Origin of the sequence: Acinetobacter zhairuonensis (genome assembly GCF_022601715.1) — a bacterium.
In the GTDB taxonomy this organism is placed as follows: domain Bacteria; phylum Pseudomonadota; class Gammaproteobacteria; order Pseudomonadales; family Moraxellaceae; genus Acinetobacter.
In genome coordinates this window covers 184,835-201,125 of sequence record NZ_JAKVIM010000003.1, presented here as the reverse complement: position 1 = coordinate 201,125, position 16,291 = coordinate 184,835, and the positions used below count along the sequence as shown (strand labels likewise).

At 40.5% G+C, this 16,291-nt stretch carries 18 protein-coding genes; 13 read left to right on the top strand and 5 right to left on the bottom strand.

What is annotated here, in order from left to right; genetic code table 11:
* Window positions 1-47: 47 nt before the first annotated feature.
* Entirely contained in the window at window positions 48-497 is a 450-nt protein-coding gene (locus MKI85_RS04075; protein ID WP_241625230.1) for a GNAT family N-acetyltransferase, read from the bottom strand.
* A gap of 148 nt (window positions 498-645) precedes the next feature.
* Between MKI85_RS04075 and MKI85_RS04070 the strand changes: the two genes are divergently transcribed.
* From MKI85_RS04070 to MKI85_RS04035, 8 genes are all read left to right on the top strand, one after another.
* Window positions 646-1,653 carry an adenosine kinase gene (locus MKI85_RS04070; protein ID WP_241625228.1) on the top strand — a complete coding sequence of 336 codons (1,008 nt, stop codon included), beginning with the start codon at window positions 646-648 and terminating at the stop codon, window positions 1,651-1,653.
* A gap of 14 nt (window positions 1,654-1,667) precedes the next feature.
* A complete protein-coding gene (locus MKI85_RS04065) occupies window positions 1,668-1,976 on the top strand; it encodes a Rieske (2Fe-2S) protein (RefSeq protein WP_171479181.1) in 309 nt (102 codons plus the stop codon).
* A 15-nt stretch (window positions 1,977-1,991) separates the two neighbouring features.
* Window positions 1,992-2,609 carry an OB-fold-containig protein gene (locus tag MKI85_RS04060; protein ID WP_241625226.1) on the top strand — a complete coding sequence of 206 codons (618 nt, stop codon included), beginning with the start codon at window positions 1,992-1,994 and terminating at the stop codon, window positions 2,607-2,609.
* A gap of 691 nt (window positions 2,610-3,300) precedes the next feature.
* Complete coding sequence (gene cydP / locus MKI85_RS04055; protein ID WP_016167794.1) at window positions 3,301-3,492, top strand: cytochrome oxidase putative small subunit CydP; 192 nt, start codon at window positions 3,301-3,303, stop codon at window positions 3,490-3,492.
* Window positions 3,492-5,078, top strand: a complete 1,587-nt coding sequence (locus MKI85_RS04050) for a cytochrome ubiquinol oxidase subunit I (RefSeq protein WP_241625224.1) — start codon at window positions 3,492-3,494, stop codon at window positions 5,076-5,078. The genes cydP and MKI85_RS04050 overlap by 1 nt, the downstream gene beginning before the upstream one ends.
* Window positions 5,075-6,220, top strand: coding sequence for a cytochrome d ubiquinol oxidase subunit II (gene cydB, locus MKI85_RS04045; protein WP_241625222.1), 1,146 nt, complete (start codon window positions 5,075-5,077; stop codon window positions 6,218-6,220). The genes MKI85_RS04050 and cydB overlap by 4 nt, the downstream gene beginning before the upstream one ends.
* 23 nt (window positions 6,221-6,243) lie before the next feature.
* Window positions 6,244-6,345 (top strand): cytochrome bd-I oxidase subunit CydX, encoded by a 102-nt coding sequence (cydX, locus tag MKI85_RS04040; protein WP_002120988.1) that lies wholly within the window; start codon window positions 6,244-6,246, stop codon window positions 6,343-6,345.
* A gap of 3 nt (window positions 6,346-6,348) precedes the next feature.
* The gene (locus MKI85_RS04035) at window positions 6,349-6,648 is read left to right on the top strand and encodes a cyd operon YbgE family protein (protein ID WP_100240703.1); all 300 of its coding nucleotides are present in this window, start codon (window positions 6,349-6,351) and stop codon (window positions 6,646-6,648) included.
* A 38-nt stretch (window positions 6,649-6,686) separates the two neighbouring features.
* On the opposite strand, the gene MKI85_RS04030 is transcribed toward MKI85_RS04035, so the two are convergent.
* The 3 genes from MKI85_RS04030 to prmB form a co-directional block, all read right to left on the bottom strand.
* The gene (locus MKI85_RS04030; protein ID WP_241625221.1) at window positions 6,687-7,226 is read right to left on the bottom strand and encodes a GNAT family N-acetyltransferase; all 540 of its coding nucleotides are present in this window, start codon (window positions 7,224-7,226) and stop codon (window positions 6,687-6,689) included.
* 175 nt (window positions 7,227-7,401) lie between these two features.
* Window positions 7,402-8,496, bottom strand: coding sequence for a chorismate synthase (gene aroC / locus MKI85_RS04025; protein ID WP_241625220.1), 1,095 nt, complete (start codon window positions 8,494-8,496; stop codon window positions 7,402-7,404).
* A 12-nt stretch (window positions 8,497-8,508) separates the two neighbouring features.
* Window positions 8,509-9,519, bottom strand: a complete 1,011-nt coding sequence (gene prmB, locus MKI85_RS04020; protein WP_241625218.1) for a 50S ribosomal protein L3 N(5)-glutamine methyltransferase — start codon at window positions 9,517-9,519, stop codon at window positions 8,509-8,511.
* 282 nt (window positions 9,520-9,801) lie between these two features.
* Between prmB and MKI85_RS04015 the strand changes: the two genes are divergently transcribed.
* The 5 genes from MKI85_RS04015 (at window position 9,802) to MKI85_RS03995 (ending at window position 14,941) form a co-directional block, all read left to right on the top strand.
* Entirely contained in the window at window positions 9,802-10,104 is a 303-nt protein-coding gene (locus MKI85_RS04015; RefSeq protein WP_241625216.1) for a hypothetical protein, read from the top strand.
* Between the two features lie 147 nt (window positions 10,105-10,251).
* A complete protein-coding gene (locus MKI85_RS04010; RefSeq protein ID WP_241625215.1) occupies window positions 10,252-11,625 on the top strand; it encodes an ABC1 kinase family protein in 1,374 nt (457 codons plus the stop codon).
* A 232-nt stretch (window positions 11,626-11,857) separates the two neighbouring features.
* The gene (locus tag MKI85_RS04005) at window positions 11,858-13,144 is read left to right on the top strand and encodes an acyl-CoA dehydrogenase family protein (RefSeq protein WP_241625330.1); all 1,287 of its coding nucleotides are present in this window, start codon (window positions 11,858-11,860) and stop codon (window positions 13,142-13,144) included.
* A 26-nt stretch (window positions 13,145-13,170) separates the two neighbouring features.
* On the top strand, window positions 13,171-14,370 hold the full coding sequence (locus tag MKI85_RS04000) for an acyl-CoA dehydrogenase family protein (protein WP_241625213.1): 1,200 nt from the start codon (window positions 13,171-13,173) through the stop codon (window positions 14,368-14,370).
* 85 nt (window positions 14,371-14,455) lie between these two features.
* Window positions 14,456-14,941: a GNAT family N-acetyltransferase gene (locus MKI85_RS03995; RefSeq protein WP_241625211.1), complete on the top strand. Its 486-nt coding sequence runs from the start codon at window positions 14,456-14,458 to the stop codon at window positions 14,939-14,941.
* A gap of 76 nt (window positions 14,942-15,017) precedes the next feature.
* On the opposite strand, the gene MKI85_RS03990 is transcribed toward MKI85_RS03995, so the two are convergent.
* The gene (locus MKI85_RS03990) at window positions 15,018-16,235 is read right to left on the bottom strand and encodes an alkane 1-monooxygenase (protein ID WP_241625209.1); all 1,218 of its coding nucleotides are present in this window, start codon (window positions 16,233-16,235) and stop codon (window positions 15,018-15,020) included.
* Window positions 16,236-16,291: the final 56 nt, after the last annotated feature.

The following is a 16,291-nucleotide window of genomic DNA, read 5'->3' as shown; positions in this document are numbered from 1 at the left end:
ACAGCAATAAACCGTGTATTGTAAAAAATAGGCTAAATATTTGAAAACTAGATTAAATATTTAAAGTAATTGTAGCGTGGATTGTTTTCAACCCACACATAGTTTTGTTTTTGATAAAAATCTGCTGCCAAACGTGTATCTGTTTGTAAGCAAAGTGCTGAGAAATTAGGCTTGGCTTTACTTTCCAGATAAGCCAACAGGTCTTTACCGACACCATGACGTCTGTATTTGGGATGGACATAAAAACGTCGCACTCGCCCAATTCGACTTTTTTGTCCGTCTTCTTCACGTTGCTGGTTTAAACCACCACAACCAATTAACTTATCACCATCGTATGCAATTAAAAAAAACTCACCTTCATCCTGAAACCGATTTTGACCACTTGCATATTCGTCAATGAGACGCTGAACAACATTTACCCCTTCTTTATTTGCCAGCTTGAGTAAAGTCTCAATTTGAGCGGGTAATTGTTCAGCTTCTTTAATGATGAGTTCCATTTTGTATCTGTTACCTAACACTGGTTTTGCTTATTAAACAATAAAACACAATCAATTAGGCATAATCTTGAATTTTATTCACAAAACTTCTGCAATCCTGAGCATTGGTGTAAACTTAGTGTTTTATTTTTAGATGTGATTGAACGACATGACCTCTGTTGATCTTTTTGCAATTGGTAATGCGCTGATTGACCAAGAATTTAAAGTTTCTGATGAATTTCTTACGCAACACAATCTGCAAAAAGGAACCATGCAACTGACTGATGGTGATCAACAAGCAAGCTTATACACTCAACTGCAACAGTCTGAAGTGTATAAAGGTCAAGCTTCAGGTGGCTCTGCTGCCAATACAACAGTTGCCTTTAGCGCGCTAGGCGGCACCGCATTTTATGGTTGCCGCGTAGGAAATGATGAGCTAGGTAAAATCTACTTAGATGGTTTAAACGATGCAGGTATTCAAACCACACCGAAATCGGTCAGTGAAGGTGTAACAGGCACATGTATGGTCTTGGTTAGCCCTGACTCAGAACGTACCATGCAAACCTACTTAGGCATTACCGCAGAACTTTCTGCCGAACAAATTGACTTCGAACCATTAAAAACTGCACAGTGGCTCTATATCGAAGGCTATTTATCTACCAGTGCGACCGCGCGTCAAGCAGTCAAACAAGCCCGTGAAATTGCACGCACTCATCAAGTCAAAATTGCATTAACACTGTCTGATCCAGCAATGGTGCAATATGCACGTGAAGGCTTAAATGAACTGTTAGATGACGGTGTCGACTTACTCTTCTGTAATCAGCAAGAAGCCATGATGTACACTGAAACCACTACAGTTGAAGATGCATTGGCAAAATTGAAGCTACATAGTCAGTACGTTGTAATTACATTAAGTGCTGAAGGTGCGATTATTTCCTCTGAGCAAGAAACGATTCGTGTACCAGGTCGTGCCGTGACGGCTGTCGATGCCAATGGTGCTGGTGATGCATTTGCGGGTTCATTCCTGTATGCATTAAATGAAGGTCAAAGTTTACAGACTGCGGCTGAATTAGCCATCCTAATTTCAAGCGAGGTGGTTTCTCAGTTTGGTCCTCGTCTTGCTAATCAAGACTACGCGCAATTACTTGCAAACTTTCAAAAGAAGGAATGTGCCTAATGCATAAAATTTGTATGACCGAAGACATTCCAGAGCGTGAAGCACGTGCTTTTGAAACGCCGAATGGTGATACGATTTTTATTACGCAACGTGATGGCGCTTTTTTTGCCTATCAGAATGTCTGTCCACATTTACAAGTTGAACTTGAGTTTCTTGAAAATCAGTTTTTAGATCGCGATCAAGAATTCATAGAATGCTCTACCCATGGTGCACTCTTTGAGGTGGAAACAGGTGAATGTATTTCTGGTCCTTGCCAAGGTCAATCACTTGAAAAAGTCGAGATAACTGTGCATTCTGATGGCGGAATCTACCTGCCTGAATAATCAATGGAATTTGCCATGCTTGAGTTATTACATGACATAAATTTAATGCCGTTTCATTTAAGTTTATTTGCCCTTGTACTACTCAGCATGGTGGAAACCGTGGGCTATTTTCTTAACATCCGCCCAAGTCAGTTTTTTAAACGAATCATTCCGCAAAGAATTGCTGAAGCACCACTCCTCAGCGTTAAGTTTTCTAAAATTCTCATCTTAGTTTTCTTACTCATGAATTTTAGCTTTTCTGGCTACTTCCTCCAGTTCAGCTATTTTGCACAACAAGAAAAATTCTTGCCCGCATATTACGTTATCTTACCTGCGCTAATTATTGCGATTTTTTTCACAGTTTTTATGATTCATTGTTTGGATCAGGTAATTCGACCTAAACAGATCCAACTTCAAGCCAATTTACTTGGTAGGCTAGCTACAATTTCTAGTGGTAACGCAAGACCAGGCTTCTCTGCACAAGCACGTGTACGAGATGAATACGGTCAATTACACTATGTACAAGTTGAGCCTGAATTTGGGGAACTTGTATTCCAGTCTCAGATTATTCTGATTCGAATCAAACACTCGCACTACATTGCTAAAAAAATTTCAAAATCCAATCAATTGTTCTCAAGTGAAATAAACAAATAATCCAGCTGCGTGATTACCTCTACATTGGATTGATTGCCCAAATAAGTGCAACTTAACCAGCCACGTCTTAACTTTTAAATTAAAGCACCTATCATATTAGACTGGATCATAAAGTGACATCTGTAGTGACTGAGCACTTATTCACAAATAGCTGTTTACCCTTCAAATCATGCTTCATATTAAATTAGGCTCTATCTGATCCCCAAATCCCCTCCTTTAAGTACAAGCATTTCTAAATTTTAGTTATGTTTGCACATTGTAACTCCCCCCATCTTGTAAATTTCTAGCAATAATATAAAAAATTACAAATAAGCCTTCCATGCTCCAATCAATCATGTGTATATTTATTGATCAATAATAAAATAATATGAGAATGAATAAAATTATTTAAATTTAAATCCGATCTTTACACTACAGCTTCACAATTAGTCCTTTTTTAAATAGACTAAAACACTTGGTTTTATATTTTTTAAATATAAGTATTTTTGTCGGATTTTATTTTATTTAAATATAACTGTTTTAGTCAGGTTTATTTAATGAATATTTTAGAATAAAAAATAACTTTCTTAATCATAAGCAATTGTTTTAAATAAATTTAATAATATATTTTTATTTTAAGTGTATTTCCTATTTATTTTTTGTATAAATTTGTTTAATAATACACAGTAAGTTTCAAAACAGGCTTATTTGTATGAGCTTAGTTCCAAAAGATTTTAACCAACGTCTAGTCCGTGAAATAACGATCATATTAATAATTAAGGTCGTTATCCTACTCACGATTAAACATATTTGGTTTGATGCACCGACTATTCCCAAAAACTTTGACAATCAAGTTGCTGAGCGTATTGCTGGCAGTCCTTCCCAAATCAAGGAGACACGTTGATGATTTCTGAAAGCGTGGTCGATCTTTCGCGGTTCCAATTTGCAATGACCGCGATGTATCACTTTATTTTTGTTCCACTTACTCTTGGTCTGGCTTTTATTCTTGCCATCATGGAAACGACGTACGTCATTTCTGGCAAAGAAATTTATAAAGACATGACTAAATTCTGGGGGAAACTCTTCGGTATTAACTTCGCACTCGGAGTTACTACTGGTTTGACCATGGAATTCCAGTTCGGTACAAACTGGGCATATTATTCGCACTATGTGGGAGATATTTTTGGTGCACCACTGGCGATTGAAGGCTTAATGGCTTTCTTCCTTGAATCCACCTTTATTGGTTTATTCTTTTTCGGCTGGGATAGACTCTCCAAAGTACAACATTTAGCTGTAACATGGCTGGTTGCATTGGGTTCAAATATGTCCGCCCTCTGGATTCTGGTTGCAAACGGCTGGATGCAAAACCCTGTTGGTTCCAAATTTAACTATGAAACCATGCGTATGGAATTGGTGGATTTCGGCGCGTTGATTTTCAACCCTGTTGCCCAAGTTAAATTTGTGCATACAGTTTCTGCAGGTTATGTGACTGGTGCCATCTTTGTATTAGCCATCTCTAGTTATTACCTACTGAAAAAACGTGATGTTCCATTTGCTCGCCGTTCTTTTGCAATTGCTGCAATCTTCGGCTTGGCATCAACACTCTCTGTTATTTTACTCGGTGACGAATCTGGCTATGAGTTAGGTGATGTTCAAAAAACCAAACTCGCTGCAATTGAAGCAGAATGGGATACACACCCAGCACCAGCACCATTTACCCTGTTCGGTATTCCAAACAAAGAAACCATGACCACTGACTATGCAATTAAAGTTCCTTATGTCATGGGGATCATTGCAACACGTTCTACAACAAAAGAAGTAACAGGCATTAAAGACCTTTTAGTTCAGCATGAAGAACGTATTCGTAATGGTATGGTTGCATACTCTCAACTTGAGAAACTTCGTGCAGGCGACACATCTCCTGAACTAAAAGCAGCTTTTGAAGATACTCAAAAAGATTTAGGCTACGGTCTACTCTTGAAAAAATACACACCAAATGTTGTAGATGCTTCTGAAGATCAAATCAAATCTGCAGCTTTAGACACTATTCCGCATGTACCAAGTTTATTCTGGGCATTCCGTGCAATGGTAGCTTCTGGTTTCTTAATGTTATTGTTGTTCGTTTTAGCAACTTTTGCAGTAGCTAAACGCAATGCTGAAAACAAACCTTGGTTACTTAAATTTGCCTTATTTGCTTTACCGCTTCCTTGGATTGCTGCACAAACAGGTTGGTATGTTGCTGAAGTGGGTCGTCAACCTTGGACAATTGGTGAAGTATTACCTACACACTTGTCTGCATCTACACTTTCAACAGCGGACATTTGGGGTTCTATTACAGCATTGGCAGTGTTCTACACAGTACTTCTGATTATTGAAATGTACTTGATGATTAAGTTCTCTCGCCTTGGTCCAAGTGCACTCCATACTGGCAAATATCACTTCGAAAAAAATGCTGCTCAAGATAACTCTGTTGGGGAGGCTCAATCATGATCGAATATGAACTTCTCAAAATTATTTGGTGGGTGTTGGTTGGTGTATTACTGATTGGCTTTGCCCTCACCGATGGTTTCGATATGGGCTCAATGGCAATCATGCCATTTGTAGGTAAGAATGATGAAGAACGTCGCGCAGCAATCAACACGATTGCTCCGCACTGGGATGGTAACCAAGTCTGGTTTATCACTGCAGGTGGTGCTTTATTTGCAGCATGGCCAATGGTCTATGCCACTGCATTCTCAGGCATGTATTGGGCACTGTTATTGGTACTCTTTGCCCTGTTCCTGCGACCTGTAGGCTTCGATTACCGCTCTAAACTTGAAAATACCCAATGGCGTACTTCTTGGGACTGGGGTCTATGCATCGGTGGTGCGGTACCTGCGCTCGTATTTGGTGTTGCATTTGGCAATATGTTCTTAGGTGTACCCTTTACCCTAGATGAAACTGTACGCTCAACCTATACAGGTAGCTTCTTTGCCCTACTCAATCCATTTGCCTTAGTGTGCGGTATTGTGAGTTTATCCATGCTTTGTGCGCATGGAGGTGCATGGCTCATGCTTCGTACTGATGGAGATTTAAGAAACCGTTCTGCAAAAGCAACCCAGTTAATGGGGATTGTATTCCTAGTCTGCTTTCTCGCTGCAGGTGCATGGTTGTACTTCGGTGGTATTCAAGGTTATACCTTAGTCACTCCTTTTGATACCAATGGTGCAGCTAATCCTTTAGCGAAAGAAGTACTGACCAATGCAAATCCTGGTTGGATGAATAACTACAGTACTTATCCAATTACGATTGTGGCGCCAGTTCTCGCGATTTTAGGTGCATTGATTGTGATTCTAGCAGCAGGTAAAAACAAAGCAGGCTTGTCATTCTTAGGTACTTCTTGCTCAATTATTGGTGCAATCTTAACAGCTGGTTTCGCATTGTTCCCATTCCTTATGCCGTCTAGCATCAACCCTGTTGCAAGCTTGACCATGTGGGATGCGGTATCAAGTCAGAATACACTGACTGTGATGACAATTGCTGCCTGTATTTTCGTACCACTTATTTTGATTTACACCACTTGGTGCTATTACAAAATGTGGGGCGTTATTACCAAGAAACATATTCAAGAGAATTCACATAGCCTTTACTAAGGCAATGCTTAGGAGAACAAATTATGTGGTATTTTGCATGGATTCTCGGTATTTTGATGGCATGCTTTGCTGGTGTCCTAAGTGCCCTATATATCGAACATCATCAAGATTTAGATGAGGAATAAACTATGACAGAAGTAGCAATGACAACAGAACAGCCGAAAAAACCAAATAAACTGGTCATGGCAGTGTCCTTTTTGTTGGCATTGCCTCTCGCTGCAGTTTTACTGGTTCATCCAAGTGCAATGCTCGATGCCAACGGTGAATATAGTCACCGAGCCATGATGTTTATCATGATTGGTATCTCAGGCGGTTTTATTTATGGCGTCGGATTTATTCCTCGCTTCTGGCTCTGGAAGTGGCTATTTAGCCCTTTCATTGCTTGGCCCCTGATGCTCTGGGGATATTACACTTGGTTCCTCGCCTAAAAAAAGCCCTCTTTAAGAGGGCTTTTTTAATGGCATTTTTATCTAATGGTTTTGAGCATTTGCTGTAACTCAATGTGCCTTAATGGCTGACCGACATTCGCCTCTATGGGATATGAAGTTTTAAGATCAGTGGGGCTATAGCCTCGACGTTGATAATAAGCTAGTAGCTCAGCACGTACATCCAAGACATACATCACATATCGCTTAAGACTGGGTTGGATTAAAAGCGCCTGTTCTTCAGCAAAAGTAAGTACCCTTTTACCAATTCCTGTGTTTTGCAAAATCGGATCTACACTAAAAGTTCCGATTTCAACTTCATTAAGATGAAAACTCAAACCGACACACGCCACTATTGTCGAGTTTGAATGCTCATGATCAATTTCAGCAACATATAAATGGAAGTCTTGATCCGCTAAAGCCTGTTGCAATTGCTGTTCATCAATTCTTAAGCCTGCAACAAGCTCAGCCTCATTGGTCCAGCTTCGAGCTGTATTTTCACGATAAGCTCGATTAATTAAACCCAATAATTGTGAAAAATCTTCCGTCAATGCTTTTCGGAAGGTCAATTGCCCTGTCATCTAAACCCTCTAATATATTCTGTTTTATTAAAATTAAGCTGCTCATATTGTTTAGCAAAATATTATGTTGAATGAATTAAGTCACTTAAAATTAAATATAATAACGACAGATTAGCTTAGGCTATTTTAAAAACCAATAAAAAAAACCAGCTCCTAAGAACTGGTTTTTAAATCTTTATTTCGGTTCAATTGGTGCAAATGGCGCGACCACATCAGCATTTTGCGCACGATGACGCATAAAATGATCCATCAATACAATTGCAAACATGGCTTCTGCAATTGGGGTAGCTCTTACGCCCACACATGGATCATGACGACCTTTGGTCAGGACATCAGTATCTTCGCGCTCAATATTAATGGTTTTACCTGATGTAGTAATACTCGCGGTTGGTTTTAACGCAATCGCGACACGAATAGTTTGACCACTAGAAATACCCCCTAGAATACCGCCTGCATGATTTGCCAAGAAACCATCGGTAGTTAACTCATCACGAGTCTCATGACCAAACTGTTCCGCAACTGCAAAACCATCACCAATCTCTACGCCTTTTACGGCATTAATTGACATCATGGCATGCGCAATATCCGCATCTAAACGGTCAAAAACTGGCTCACCCCAACCCACAGGAACTTTTTCAGCCAAAATTTCCAACTTCGCACCACAACTGGTGCCTTGCTCACGCAAAGAAGTCACTAAAGCTTCAAAACGCGTTACAGCATCTACATCACCACAGAAAAATGGGTTATTTGGAACTTCATTCCAATCTAACTTTTCTGCTTTTTCAGTACCAATTTGCGTCACGTGACCACGAATCAGAATACCAAATTTTTCAGCAAGATATTTCTTGGCAATTGCACCCGCAGCCACACGCATTGCAGTTTCACGCGCACTTGAACGCCCGCCACCACGGTAATCACGAAAGCCATACTTTTGTGTATAAGTATAGTCGGCATGCCCTGGACGGAAAGTCTGTGCGATGTTGCCATAATCTTTCGATTTCTGATCTGTATTGCGAATCAACAAACCAATTGGCGTACCTGTAGTTTTTCCTTCAAATACCCCTGAAATAATTTCAACTTCATCTGGTTCTTTACGTTGCGTTGCGAACTTAGAAGTCCCCGGCTTACGGCGATCCAAATCTTTTTGTAAATCTTCTGCTGATAGCTCGAGTCCTGGCGGTACACCATCGACAATCGCCATCAAGCCTACACCATGAGATTCACCACAGGTCGTTACACGGAAGAGTTGTCCAATACTATTACCTGCCATGTTCACGACTCCTTATGCTTGAACAGATTGAATGAATAAATCACGGAATTGACGGCATTGTGCAGCTGTTAAAGCAAAGATGCCTGAACCACCTTTTTGGAATTTCAACCAGTGGAAATCAATGGTATTAAAGTTTTGTTTCATCGCCCATTCAGAATTACCCACTTCAATGACAATTAAACCATCTTCAGTCAGGTAGTCAGGCGCTTGTGCCAACATTTTACGGACTAAATCTAAACCGTCTTGACCCGCTGCCAACGCCAATTCTGGCTCATGACGGAATTCATCTGGTAAGTCTGCCATATCTTCTGCATCTACATACGGCGGATTCGATACAATTAAGTCATACTGATTTTCAGCAGGAATTTTAGCGAACAAATCTGACTCTAATAAAGCCACTTGATACTGTTTGTCGTGGTATTCCGCATTGATCGAGGCAACCTCTAAGGCTTCTTTCGAAATATCCGTTGCATCCACTTCTGAATCTGGGAAAGCATAAGCCAATGCAATGGCAATACAACCTGAACCTGTACACATATCTAAAATGCGTTGTGGTGTTTTCGGTTGAGTATTGACTGGGAGATTATTGTCAGCTGCACGCATTTCACCATTTTCATCTAAACAGTAAGGTGCAAAACGGTTTTCAATCAATTCAGCAATAGGTGAACGCGGAATAAGCACACGCTCATCCACATAAAATGGTTTATTAAAGAAGTAAGCCAAATTCAATAAATATGACGTTGGTACTTTTTCATTAATACGGCGTTCAAGCAATTGAAGAAATTCAGCCTTTTCACTTGCCAATAATTTTGCATCTAGAATTTCTGGACTTGCATTCCAGTCCAATGACAACGTCTGTAAAACCAATGCTGAGCTTTCAGCAAAAAAGTCTTCTGTACCTTGACCTAAGTGTGCATCGTATTGACGTAATGCTGTCACCCCAAAACGGATAAAATCACGGATAGTGGTAAGAGTTTCAGCGGCTTCCTGCAAATGTTCAGGGCTAATAGTCGGTCGATCCACTTAAGGCGTCTCCAAAGTTCAGAATCATAAAAACGGCTTATGATACCTTGTTTTGCCTGATTTTATAATGCTTAACTTTGTTTCTGCTTTATTTCATTCCATTTTTCAGCCACATGCAATTGAATACAAATTTTCTAACGCGCATTCTATTCAGCGTATTGAACTTAGATAGAGTAAGCTCAAATATATAGATACAAAACATCCACCAATCTCTGGGAAAGCAACTTGTAACCCGTATGATCGCGTCTTATAAATAGGGCTTTATTTTCTCTTCTTCTCACTATGAGCTACAAACATAACAACCTTATGGCAATGCGCCTGAACTATTGGAATAATGAATCTTCAGAGATTCAATCCGAAAAATTATTTTTAATACAGCAATTGTCTGAACAACGTATCTTCAGTAATCCAACCTTGGATGATGCAAAGTATTTATTTTTTAGTTTACCGAGCATAGTAATTGTCAAAGGTTATTCACACGGCTTTACCCATAGCAGTGTACACGCCATGATTACTGACTACATACAAACCCACAAAGCACAGCTATCCAACAAGGAATCGCTAAAAATTAAGTTTCATATGTAAATCGTATCTTCTGATGTGTGCAGAATTTTCTTGTATAACCAAAAAAACGGTGTCATTCAGCAAGTTGAACTTTTTTAATACGTGAAGACGCGTTAATATCCGCTACAATTAACTTTTCTGTGAATTGCTGATTAAGGATTGCATTGAATGTCAGATCAGAACGATAAGCTCAAACAACTGAAAACCTCCTCTATGGACCGTCGCTTATCTATCGCAAAAGCATCCTTACTGGCTGGTACACGTTGGGCAGCTTCCAATGCGACGTCAATGTTTTCTAGCGAAGCTGAGAAAGAAAAGAAACGTAAACAAGCCATGAAAGAACAGGCTAACTATCTAGTGGCTGAAATTGGCAAGCTCAAAGGCTCAATTGTTAAAATTGGGCAAATGATGGCACTGTATGGCGAACATTTTCTCCCAGAAGAAATTACTCAAGCACTCAATACCCTAAATAACCAAACTGTTGCATTGGCATGGCCTGCAATTAAGCAGCATTTAGAACAACAGTTGGGTGATAAGCTGTATGAACTAACCATTGATCATGAACCTTTGGGTACAGCTTCGCTCGCACAAGTTCACCGTGCAACTCGTAAGTCTGATGGTTTAGAGCTAGTACTCAAAATTCAATATCCAGGCGTAGCAGACGCGATTGATTCAGACATGAGCCTGTTTAAAAACATGCTAAAACTGACGCGTATGGTGCCGCAAACCCGTGAATTTGATCAGTGGTTTGAAGAAGTTCGTGACATGATGCACCGAGAAGTGAATTATGACATTGAAGCTGCGACAACACGACGCTTTGCTGAACGTCTGAAAGATGATCCACGTTATATCGTGCCAGAAATTGTCCCTGAGTTCTGTACCGACCAGATTCTTTGCATGACCTTCGAACGTGGTGTGCCAATTAACAGCCCTGTGATGCTTTCTTTACCGCAATCACGTCGTAATCTGTTGGGTGAAGCCTCTTTAGAAATTGCCGTTCGCGAAATTTTTGAATGGGGCGAAATGCAAACTGACCCAAACTTTGGTAACTACTTGGTTCGCTTAGGAGATGGTGAGCAACAGCCGGATCAAATCGTACTTCTAGACTTTGGTGCAATTCGCCAATTTGACCAGCATCTGTTAAAAGTCGCGCGAAATTTGATTCATGCAGGTTATCAACATGACCCACAGTCGATGGTGAATGCTATGACAGGCTACGAATTCTTTGACTCTATTCCGCCAAGTATTAAACCTGATATGGCTAAAGTATTTTTGTTGGCGACTGAAGCATTTAGCTGTCCTGCAAATAACAAAGAATTACCTGTAGGAGTGATGGACGAGCAATACCGCTATGATTGGAAAAAAAGCCAGCTACATAGTCGTGTCATGCAACAAGCCTCTAAATCTATGGCTTCGCGTTATTTCAGTGTACCGCCTAAAGAATTTATGTTTATTAGTCGTAAATTTATTGGTGCCTATACCTTCATGACTGTGATTGATGCAAAAACTAATGTCCGTGACATGATTAAAACCTTCATCTAAATAACCCAGACTAGAATGGCATGCTTGTCATTCTAGTCAATCCCCTATCTTTTTAATCAAAATCCAATTTTTAAATATTGATATAAATTAGATAATTATTAAAAATCACTTATTCTAATTACCGTTTATCTTTGACAATCAAGCATGTCAACAATGACATAGTTTTTTAGATACCGCCATGTCAGCATAAAAATAGCAATAAAGCTCATATGGAACGAAAATAATGACAAGTATGATTAATAAGGCACAAGGATTAGGTTTATCACTGATTACAAAAATTGCAAGCAGCGATGTGCTGGATCAGCTCAAGCTCAGAAGATTTGTGGAAAAATCTTTATATCAAGGTTCTAAAACCAGTTTTAAAACCCTGAGTAAAACCCAAAAACTGTTTAAAGCAACGAATGCACATTCAAAGCAACGCCTACCCAATCAAAACAAATCATTATTTGATCTGAGTTTAACTGAAGAACAACAGATGACTTGCGATGCCATGCGTCAATTTGCATCCGAAATTCTCTACCCGCTTGCACACCAAGCCGACCATCAGGCGCAATTCCCTCATGCACTGTGGCAACACTTAAATAACCTAGGACTCAACTATTACGCCCTACCCGAAGATTTTGGCGGTGTAGCCAGTGAAAAAGACATCATCAGCCACATTTTAATTGCAGAGCACCTAGCCCAAGGTGATTTCAGCCTAACCGCGGGAATACTTTCAACCTTTAGTGTAATTAATGCCATCACCCAATGGGGTTCCGAGCCAATTCAGAATCAGTATTTATCTGCTTTTTCAGCAGACGGTGATATTCGCGCCAGTTTTGCGGTACAGGAAAACACGCCTGCATTTAATCCCATGCAGCTTAAAACCAAAGCCCAACTCATAAATGGCCAATACGTCATAAATGGAGAAAAAACGCTGGTCATGCTTGGTGAAACTGCGGATCTCTTTCTGGTCAGTGCCGAATTTCAAGGTCGACCCGATGTATTTGTGGTTAAACGTGGTTTATCGATTACGGCTCAAAAAAGTCCTGCCATGGGCTTAAAAGCCACAGAGACCATGACCTTACAATTTCAAAATACGCCCGCAGAACGTCTAGGAGATGAAGACTTTGACTACAGTGCTTTTCTAGACTTAGGGAATCTTATGTGGTGTGCCATGGCTGTAGGCACCTGTGAAGCGGTTAAAGCCTATTGTATTCGCTATGCCAATGATCGGACGGCTTTTGGTGAACCGATTTCGCATCGTCAAAGCGTGGCATTCATGATTGCAGACATAGCAATAGAAATTGATGCCATGCGGATGTTGATACTGAATGCTGCGAGTCTGGCGGAAGCAGGACAACCCTTTCACCGTGAAGCTTATCTGGCACGCATCCTGTGTGCGGAAAAATCCATGCAAATAGGCACAGACGGTGTGCAAATTCTAGGTGGTCATGGCTTTACCAAAGAACATCCCGTAGAACGTTGGTATCGTGATTTACGTGCTACCGCCATCTTACATTCAGGTCTACATGCTTAAAACAATAAAATAAAGGTCTATTTTCCATGAACTTACAAAATCCTAAAAAATTTAAAATCCTGCTTGATCAAGCCCATGAAGTTGCACTAAATGTACTGCGCCCTATCTCGCGTAAATACGACAAGACTGAACATGCCTATCCAAAAGAACTGAATATGCTAGCTTCATTACTGGATGGCATGAATGATGGCGGTGAAGGCATAAATGCAGGTGCTGCGGTGGGTAAACGCGGTGAGCAAGATAAGCACAATAAAAATGGCGTGAATATGTCGACGGCATTAGGCATTGTGGAAATGTGTTATGGCGACACTGGGCTGCTGCTGTCTATGCCACGCCAAGGGCTGGGTAATTCCGCAATTGCTGCGGTTGCCAATGATGAACAATTAGAACGTTTCAAAGGAACTTGGGCTGCCATGGCGATTACCGAACCGAACTGTGGCTCGGATTCTGCAGCTATTCGCACTACCGCCACTCAAGATGGCGATGACTATATTCTGAATGGTGAAAAAATTTTTGTAACGTCTGGAAAGCGTGCAGATTCTGTGGTCGTTTGGGCAACCCTCGATAAAAAGTTAGGACGTGCCGCAATCAAATCCTTTGTAGTGCCCAAAGGCACAACAGGTATGACCGTGGAACGGTTAGAGCATAAACTTGGCATTAAAGCCTCTGATACAGCGGTCATTCGTTTTGATCAATGTCGAGTTCCTGCGAAAAACCTGTTAGGTAATGCAGAGATTGATGTTGCCAAGGGTTTTGCAGGCGTGATGGAAACCTTTGACAATACACGCCCCTTGGTTGCGGCAATGGCGATTGGTTGTGCCAAAGCTTCACTGGAACGCATCAAGGAAATCTTTCACCTAGAGCTGGATTCAAACTACGCAACACCTTATTTACAGTGCTCTAACCTTGCCGCTCAAATTTATAAAATGGAAGCAGAATGGGAAGCCGCGCGTTTGCTGATGCTGAAAGCAACATGGATGGCAGACAATAAAAAGCCAAACTCAAAAGAAGCATCCATCGCAAAAGCCAAAGCAGGACGCGTTGGTAATGAAATCACCTTAAAATGTGTCGAGTTGGCGGCTTCGGTGGGTTATAACGAGACTGAGCTTTTAGAAAAGTGGGCACGTGATTCTAAAATTCTCGACATTTTTGAAGGTACACAGCAAATCCAGCAACTGATTATTGCCCGACGTGAATTGGGCAAAAGTTCGAGCGAATTAAAATAACGTTGATACCTCCTGTATAAAACTTCCTTACAAATGATGGATTATTTGCTATAACAGTCCATCGTTTAAAAGCTTGCTTATACTCATGTTTCACATCCGCTCCCTCCAAGAAAAAGACAATGCCGCAATTGCCCAAATCATCCGTGAAGTGTCTAAAGAGTTTGGACTCGCAGCAGAATCTGGCTTTGCCGTTGCTGATCCTATCCTAGATAATTTATATCAAGTCTATAGTCAGCCCAATGCACAGTATTGGGTCATTGAAAATAAACAAGGGGATATTTTAGGTGGCGGTGGGCTGTCACCACTTATGGGTGATACAGAGACACTCGAAATTCAGAAAATGTATTTTCTACCTGAAATTCGAGGTTTAGGCTTTGCCAAACAAATTTTAGCGCAATGTTTTTCGTTCAGTTTAGCTCAAGGCTACTGCTCATGTTATTTGGAAACCACTGCATCGCTATGGCAGGCCGTCAAACTTTATGAAAAGTTAGGCTTTCAACATTTAGAGGCACCCAAAGGTCAAACAGGTCATAGCCATGCCTGTGAAATTTGGATGGAGAAAATCCTCTAAAGAATAATGAAAAATGACATCAATTCAGTGTAATTGATGTCATCTATTGGGATGTTTCTAAAATTACATACAACTGTTACACACTGAGCAACTTATCGATCACACCAAATTTTTTAAAGATTTTTGTTCTACGTTTAGGGTGAACATTGGCTTTATTCAAGTCACCGCCATAATGTTTAAATACGCGTTTATCCATCATTTTGAACCATAACGGCGGAATCATCGCGGGTAAAAGCATACTGGCATAACCACTTGGCAGCTCTGGCGCCTCATCAAAATGTCGCAGCGCTTGGAAAGGTCGTGTTGGGTATGCATGATGATCTGAATGACGCTGCAATTGATATAAAAACAAATTGGTCACAATGTTATTGTTATTCCAGCTATGCTCGGGCATGGTTCGCTCATACTTGCCATTCTCATCTTTCTGACGTAATAATCCATAATGTTCAATATAGTTAATAATCTCGAACAAGCTAATGCCATATAAAGATTGCGTGAGCAAATAGGGTGTAATGCCCGCACCAAACATCTTGATCATGCTGGCATGAAAAGTAGCACTCATGCCCCAGCCTTGTAGCAACTCATTATCTACAGACCAGAATGTTTTACCTTTACGTTTCAAACGATTACTTTCAATTTCAATTGCAGATTTAAACGAGCCAATGACTGTTCTAGGTAAAAACTCATAAAAGGTTTCACCCATTCGTGAAGATGCTGGATCTTCTGGGGTAGCCGCACGTTTATGATGCCCATAAGGATGTTCAATGCGAAAGTGGTTATAACCTGTTGGAACCAGCGCCAAATGCGACAAGATATGATCGATGCGATTCGACTTATGGCTTAACTCATGTGCAGTATTTACCGCAATGCCGTTAATAGCTCCCATGGAAATGCCCAACAGTACTTTATCCAGCAAAGAAGTTTGTTTGCGTCCAACCAAGTAGCAGGCATAAATATTGGCTGCGTATTGCAGTGGAATAAAGGTTTTTACTAAACGTGCATAGTATGGATCTTGCTCCAGCAACTTTACATCTTCAGCCGTCGGGTTATTTTGATCATTACCAATCAGAGCATCAATTGCAGGAATAAGCACATGCAGTAATATCGGTCCACCTAACGCAAATGCTTTTTTCAATGGTCGTGGTGCAAACTGATAGCCTGCTAAAATCCCCATCCCAATGACAGGTAAGGCTGGGCTAATTGCCCACAAATAGCGCTTCTTATCTAAAGCTAACCCTGTTTTGTTTGGAGTATTCATCAGGTCTGGTTCTGTCAGTTTTACTGTTGCATTCATTTGCAATGCTTTCCTTCTTTTCTTGTTATGTATATATTTTCTGAAAGTGCCTTTGA

Excerpts from the sequence above, each read along its gene's own strand:
- MKI85_RS04075 (WP_241625230.1), bottom strand. The coding sequence starts at position 497 with ATGGAACTCATCATTAAAGAAGCTGAACAATTACCCGCTCAAATTGAG.
- MKI85_RS04070 (WP_241625228.1), top strand. The coding sequence starts at position 646 with ATGACCTCTGTTGATCTTTTTGCAATTGGTAATGCGCTGATTGACCAA.
- MKI85_RS04065 (WP_171479181.1), top strand. The coding sequence starts at position 1,668 with ATGACCGAAGACATTCCAGAGCGTGAAGCACGTGCTTTTGAAACGCCG.
- MKI85_RS04060 (WP_241625226.1), top strand. The coding sequence starts at position 1,992 with ATGCTTGAGTTATTACATGACATAAATTTAATGCCGTTTCATTTAAGT.
- cydP (WP_016167794.1), top strand. The coding sequence starts at position 3,301 with ATGAGCTTAGTTCCAAAAGATTTTAACCAACGTCTAGTCCGTGAAATA.
- MKI85_RS04050 (WP_241625224.1), top strand. The coding sequence starts at position 3,492 with ATGATTTCTGAAAGCGTGGTCGATCTTTCGCGGTTCCAATTTGCAATG.
- cydB (WP_241625222.1), top strand. The coding sequence starts at position 5,075 with ATGATCGAATATGAACTTCTCAAAATTATTTGGTGGGTGTTGGTTGGT.
- cydX (WP_002120988.1), top strand. The coding sequence starts at position 6,244 with ATGTGGTATTTTGCATGGATTCTCGGTATTTTGATGGCATGCTTTGCT.
- MKI85_RS04035 (WP_100240703.1), top strand. The coding sequence starts at position 6,349 with ATGACAGAAGTAGCAATGACAACAGAACAGCCGAAAAAACCAAATAAA.
- MKI85_RS04030 (WP_241625221.1), bottom strand. The coding sequence starts at position 7,226 with ATGACAGGGCAATTGACCTTCCGAAAAGCATTGACGGAAGATTTTTCA.
- aroC (WP_241625220.1), bottom strand. The coding sequence starts at position 8,496 with ATGGCAGGTAATAGTATTGGACAACTCTTCCGTGTAACGACCTGTGGT.
- MKI85_RS04015 (WP_241625216.1), top strand. The coding sequence starts at position 9,802 with ATGAGCTACAAACATAACAACCTTATGGCAATGCGCCTGAACTATTGG.
- MKI85_RS04010 (WP_241625215.1), top strand. The coding sequence starts at position 10,252 with ATGTCAGATCAGAACGATAAGCTCAAACAACTGAAAACCTCCTCTATG.
- MKI85_RS04005 (WP_241625330.1), top strand. The coding sequence starts at position 11,858 with ATGATTAATAAGGCACAAGGATTAGGTTTATCACTGATTACAAAAATT.
- MKI85_RS04000 (WP_241625213.1), top strand. The coding sequence starts at position 13,171 with ATGAACTTACAAAATCCTAAAAAATTTAAAATCCTGCTTGATCAAGCC.
- MKI85_RS03995 (WP_241625211.1), top strand. The coding sequence starts at position 14,456 with ATGTTTCACATCCGCTCCCTCCAAGAAAAAGACAATGCCGCAATTGCC.
- MKI85_RS03990 (WP_241625209.1), bottom strand. The coding sequence starts at position 16,235 with ATGAATGCAACAGTAAAACTGACAGAACCAGACCTGATGAATACTCCA.